The sequence below is a fragment of the Hyphomonas beringensis genome (assembly GCF_000682755.1).
GTDB lineage: Bacteria > Pseudomonadota > Alphaproteobacteria > Caulobacterales > Hyphomonadaceae > Hyphomonas > Hyphomonas beringensis.
Genome location: NZ_AWFF01000073.1, coordinates 1 through 5,412 on the forward strand (window position 1 = coordinate 1; position 5,412 = coordinate 5,412).

Here is a 5,412-nt window from a genome sequence, read left to right on the forward strand (position 1 = left end):
CATTCGTCTGTGTACAATCACTTCAATCATCAAAGGAGCATCGAAATCAGGGCCAGGTTCAAATCGCTACGTGACGCCACTCTTGTCGAATGGCGCGAATTAGCCGCTGCCTGAGACCTGCTCGTCCGCGAAAAACGGAGACTGGTTCGAATTCGTCCGAAAGTACCTGCCACGTGCAGTCAAGAAAAACTATTCGAAATTTATCAGAATAAGGTTGACCTTCGAGCCGTTTGCATTTGACTATCCCGCTAAGGTTGAAGAACTCTCTGGGCAAGCCGCGCTGTAGAGAGGCACCGGCTTTATTCGGAGGAGATCGAAATATGCCAAAGCGAGCAAGTTCCAGGTGTTTCTATTGGATAATGCGCAAGGCAATCCCGGTCAGGGTAGCCTTGTTTACATTGATTGGTCTGACGATGAGTTTTTCGGCCCTTGCTCAAGGCGCTTACTGGCAGGCCGTGAATGAGGAAGGTTTCTATGAGACACCGGAACAGGCCTGTTATGAATCTCACCAAAGCTACTCGGCGAATTCTGATCACGATATAACGCCAAATTATTATAAACTGAGTTACAGCTATAAAACGGGCGAGCCGACGAGTATGGTTTGCGGATGGGATAGAGGTGAACCAGGATATTGGGGAACAACTGGCTTTACATTTCTTAGGTGTCCCGCGGGTACAAGTAAGACGGATGATGACAATAGATGCGGGGAGCCAGCGCTCAATAGTTGCGAAAAGGCCGGAAATCCCATTGACATTTTATCTGGTGCCAAAACCCAGACGGAAACAGATTTTGTTGTTGGAAGGGGAAGACTGAAATTTACGCGAACTTATAATAGCAACAAAACCGATGCGACGGCCCTTGGGAAGGGGTGGTCGTCGAACTTCCATCCTCAAGTTGGTGGAAATTTCGACTGGTATTATGGCTACTTCACATATCGGCTGGAGTCAGGGCACTATATTCGTTTCCGGTTGAAAGGGTTTGGCGCGAACGCGGAATGGGTGCTCGCGGGCGTGCGACCGAATACAACATCGTTCAGTGTTTACTCCCCTCGTAACGATCTGGCGGGTTATGACCTTATACAGAACTCCTCGACTTCGCTGACTTTGAAAGAGCCGTCAGGCGTAGAGCGAGATTTTGTTTTTCCCAGCGCGGCATCTTTTGACATCAATCTTTCTAAAATCAGATACCCTGATGGATATGAGATAGACCTTGTTTATGATGTGGACGGAATGCTTGAATCAGTCACCGACACCGATGGTTACACTATTGGGTTTGCATACAATGACAAAGGAGAATTGAGTCAGGTCACTGCGCCAGACGGATCCATCTATCGCTATGAGTATGAGCATTGTCCAACAGGCCATTGTCTTGGGGCTGGGATTTCTTTTGTCTTGAATTCGGGCTGGATTCACTATGCGGCCCTTTCGAAAGTTATCTACCCGGACGATACACCGCTAACGGATGAAGATAACCCGGAAGTTACATACTTCTACGAAGATCCCCAGTATTACATACATCTCACAGGTCGTGCGGATGAGCGCGGGATTCGGATGCGCTGGTGGGACTATGAGTGGGGCGGTTCGGGATGGCGGGCTATATCAAGCGCTGGGCCGGAAGGACGCGAAAATACACTCATAGAGAAAACACCAAACCTGCCCGAGGTAACAGTCACCAATGCCTTGGGAAAGGAAGCCCACTATACCTACCAGAATATCGGAAATGCAAAGAGATTGATCTCGATAGATGGTATGGTCTCTCCCAATTGCGCTGCTTCAACATCCTCTGTGGGTTACAACTCCTATGGATTGGAGACGTCAAGAACAGACCGAGAAGGGCAAGTGACAACACGTATCGTCGACAGTTCTGAGAACCTGCCGACCAGTATAACAAGAGGTGCGGGTACGGCCTATGCCGAGACAACTGATATTGTTTGGGATACGACCCTGCGCAAACCAACTCAACTCGTACGCACAGGGCTGACGACTGATCTTGTATATGATGCAAACTGGAACCTGACAGAGCTGAAGCTGACCGATACGACGTCACATACAGTTCCCTATTCTACCAACGGCGAAACCCGCACATGGAACTATGTATGGGGTGCAGGTGGGTTGCTAATGTCAGTAGATGGTCCGCGAAGTGGGCCGTCAGATACAATTCATTTTACCTATGATGCCTACGGTAATCTTGCAACAGTTACGGATGCCGTTGGCCTAATCACCACTGTCAATTCAGTCGATGGCATGGGTAGGCCGACACAGATTACCAATTCTGCGGGTCTGGTAACCAATATGGCTTACACGCCGCGGGGCTGGGTCGAGTCTATTGTTCTCAACCCGGGAACAGAAGAGCGAGCAACCCACTTCACCTATGATGCAGCCGGCAACCTGACCCGTATAGATTACCCGAATGGAGGCTGGGTCACATATGTCTATGATCAAAGTGCCTGGCTTACGCAGATGACGGCCAGCGCAGGTGAGAAAACTCTGTATGAGTATGACCTCCTCGGCAATGTTACGCGCGTAGATTACACGGATTTGTCGGAGACAAGTTCCAAGCATGCCGTCATGTCATATGATGAGTTGGGTCGTGTGATTGAGCTGCTTGGGGGAGCGGGGGATCTATGGCAGTTTTCCTATGATCGATCAGACCGCCTTGTATCAGAAACAGATGGTCTTGGAAGAAGCTGGTTGAGAGGTTTTGATGCTCTCAATAGAGTTATCTCTCAGACCGACCCGGAACTCGATGAACAAAAGCTGGATTGGGGGCACTCTGATGATCTCAGCCAGTTTACAGACGCGCGGAGTCTTTCAACAATTTATGTTCGCAATGGCTTTGGTGATGTCATTCGCGAAACCAGTCCAGACAGAAGTATAACCGATTATTGGTATGATGACGCTGGACAATTGGTGCGGCGGCTGGATGCAGAAGGGCATGACAACCATTACGCCTATGATGCAGCGGGGCGTATCGTATCGGAGACCTACCCAGACCAACCAAGCCTGGATTTGACCTATGTCTATGATGATACAACGGCGGGGAATGCAGGTGATGGGCGCTTAACTGAAATCAGTGGCGGGGCGAGTAATCGAACATACGCTTATGATGTCTTCGGAGATCTAACTGAAGCTACCATTTTTCTTGATGCACATATTTATGGTCTCGCATTCGAATATAGTTCGAGTGGCGAACTCGACCAAATGACGCTGCCGAGTGGGCGGGAGCTGCATTATTCCCATGATAATCAAGGGCGGATAATTGGCATCAGCACCAGACCGGGCTCAAGCGGTGGCTTAACTCAAATTGTAAGCTCCATTGAACGCGCGCCCATGGGACCAATCACCGGTCTTATATATGGGAACGGGGTATCAGCGGAGCAGACCTTGGATTCTTCCTATAGGTTGACCGGGGTCAATCTCACATTCTCTGCAACGAGCCTGCTTGAGAAAGCTATCAGCTATAATGCAACAGGCAGAATCTCCGCAATTGATGATGGTCTGGACCCTGCTGCAAGTGCGACGTACACATACCATTTGGATGGCCGTCTCAAGCGTGCTACAGGCCCTTGGGGCGATGTGGAGTGGGCATATGATCCGGTTGGAAACCGGATATCAGGCGAGCTGTATGTTTCGGGCAGTTCTGTGAGTACGGACACTTACACCTATCCGGCCACAAGTAATCGGCTTTCTGGAATTGTAGATGATAGTAACACCCCCATCAGGTCGCTCACTTATTCAGCAGATGGCGATATAAACCAGGATATTCGACCAAGTGGTGAAGTCTTCACTTACACATATAATGAGGCTGGACGCCTGGAGACGGTTTTGATCGATGGCCTGGCGGAAGTAAGCTACAAATATGATGCTTACGGCCATAGGGTGTGGAGAGATCAAGTAGGCGAAGGCGTGCAGCACTTTGTTTTTGCGCCCTCAGGTCAACTGCTCGGCGAGTATAATGGTGGCACAGGTCAAGTCATTGCCGAGTATATCTGGCTAGGCGATCAACTCGTGGCGGAAGTCGATGGAGCCGGAACAGTCCGCTATGTGCAGACTGGGCATCTCGGACAGCCATTGGTTCTTATGGATCAGACTGCGAATGTTGTCTGGCGTGGGGAAACGTCCCCATTCGGAACATATGTCTATACAAGCGGTGTATCTGATGATCCGAAAGCCCGCTTCCTTGGGCAATGGCTGGAGGAAGGTTCCGGACTATACCAGAACTGGAATCGTGATTATGATGCAGCGCTAGGACGCTATATTGAAGTTGATCCGCTGGGTATACTTGCTGGTCAAAGTGTTTATGGCTATGTCGATCAAGATCCTCTTCTAAACGTAGACCCAACTGGAGAGCTCGCGTGGCTGGCAGTGCCGTTGCTTTGCTCTGGTGGTGGTTGCGAAGCAGCTATAGCTGCTTTAGCAGCTATTGGGTGTACCATCTTTTGTGATGATTTGATTTCTGAACCCCTAAATGGGACAATAGACAATAAGATTTTTTCAGATACGGTTTTCACCGAGTTTGGTGATCAGGCCGGAAATATTTGTCGCGCTCCTCCCTTGGCTTACGAGCCATTAAGCGGCAATCCTCGGCGACTGCATCAGTGTCTCGCTGCTGCGAGTGGCACTGATGAAGACTGGCAAGGCTTTTGTGACACGATACCTTGGGAGACTAAAACAAACGTTTTAAATGGAGGGCCAGCCAAGCTGGCTTGTGAGATGATGTACAGCGAGACCGGTCGAAGGAACTGGTGTTACAATCAGTATGGTGATTGATATGAGTGAGTGCTGGTTAATTGATTCCTACTTCACTGGCGAAAATGGAAAGCGAATAAGTTGGAAACTATCACAGCCCGCTTTGCGCGAAAATAGTTGGCAAATCATAAGATTTCTCCACGGCATCGATAACAGTGATGGAACAGTGATTGTAGGAGCTGACGTCCCTCAGGTTGTTCGTAAGGCATTCGAGTTGACAAGAATTGCGTTGGAGCAGTCTGGTTCTAATTATCTACATGAGGGACGAGTGCCTTTGCAGTGGGCATTACCACGATTCGTCCCTTTTCAGTTTGGTTCCGATGTGACCGACCGAATAGAAAAGTATATCGATGGGGAAGATAATCTGTGGAACAAACTCGTGGAACTTCGTCGATGCCCACCTCCGGATCTTAGTGAAGTGGACGAGCTCCGCAATGTACTTTTGGCGATGCTGACGAATGTCCCTAGGACTGCAGAGAATATCTACCGCTTTAGGCTTCTTATTGGAGTTGGCGCTAGGCTTTTTAGTTTGGGGCCTGAGTTCTTTTCTCCCGATGAGCCAGAACGCCAATGATAGTAATATTGGGAAATGATTAGATAGATGTCAGTGGAACTAGGCTGGGGGGGCATTGCCAGAGCAAACGGGCTTGAGGCGTAGGGCGGG

Annotated in this window: 2 protein-coding genes and 1 pseudogene; all 3 read left to right on the plus strand. The window is 49.4% G+C overall.

What is annotated here, in order from left to right; genetic code table 11:
- Nucleotides 1-114 (plus strand): annotated as a pseudogene (locus tag HY29_RS19955) (IS6 family transposase); the annotation flags it as partial.
- Nucleotides 115-359: 245 nt separating this feature from the next.
- Nucleotides 360-4,769 (plus strand): RHS repeat-associated core domain-containing protein, encoded by a 4,410-nt coding sequence (locus HY29_RS15395; protein WP_162176746.1) that lies wholly within the window; start codon nucleotides 360-362, stop codon nucleotides 4,767-4,769.
- Nucleotides 4,759-5,322 (plus strand): hypothetical protein, encoded by a 564-nt coding sequence (locus HY29_RS15400; RefSeq protein WP_034798565.1) that lies wholly within the window; start codon nucleotides 4,759-4,761, stop codon nucleotides 5,320-5,322. Before HY29_RS15395 ends, HY29_RS15400 begins: the two co-directional genes overlap by 11 nt.
- Nucleotides 5,323-5,412 lie beyond the last annotated feature (90 nt).

Excerpts from the sequence above, each read along its gene's own strand:
- HY29_RS15400 (WP_034798565.1), top strand. The coding sequence starts at position 4,759 with ATGGTGATTGATATGAGTGAGTGCTGGTTAATTGATTCCTACTTCACT.
- HY29_RS15395 (WP_162176746.1), top strand. The coding sequence starts at position 360 with ATGCGCAAGGCAATCCCGGTCAGGGTAGCCTTGTTTACATTGATTGGT.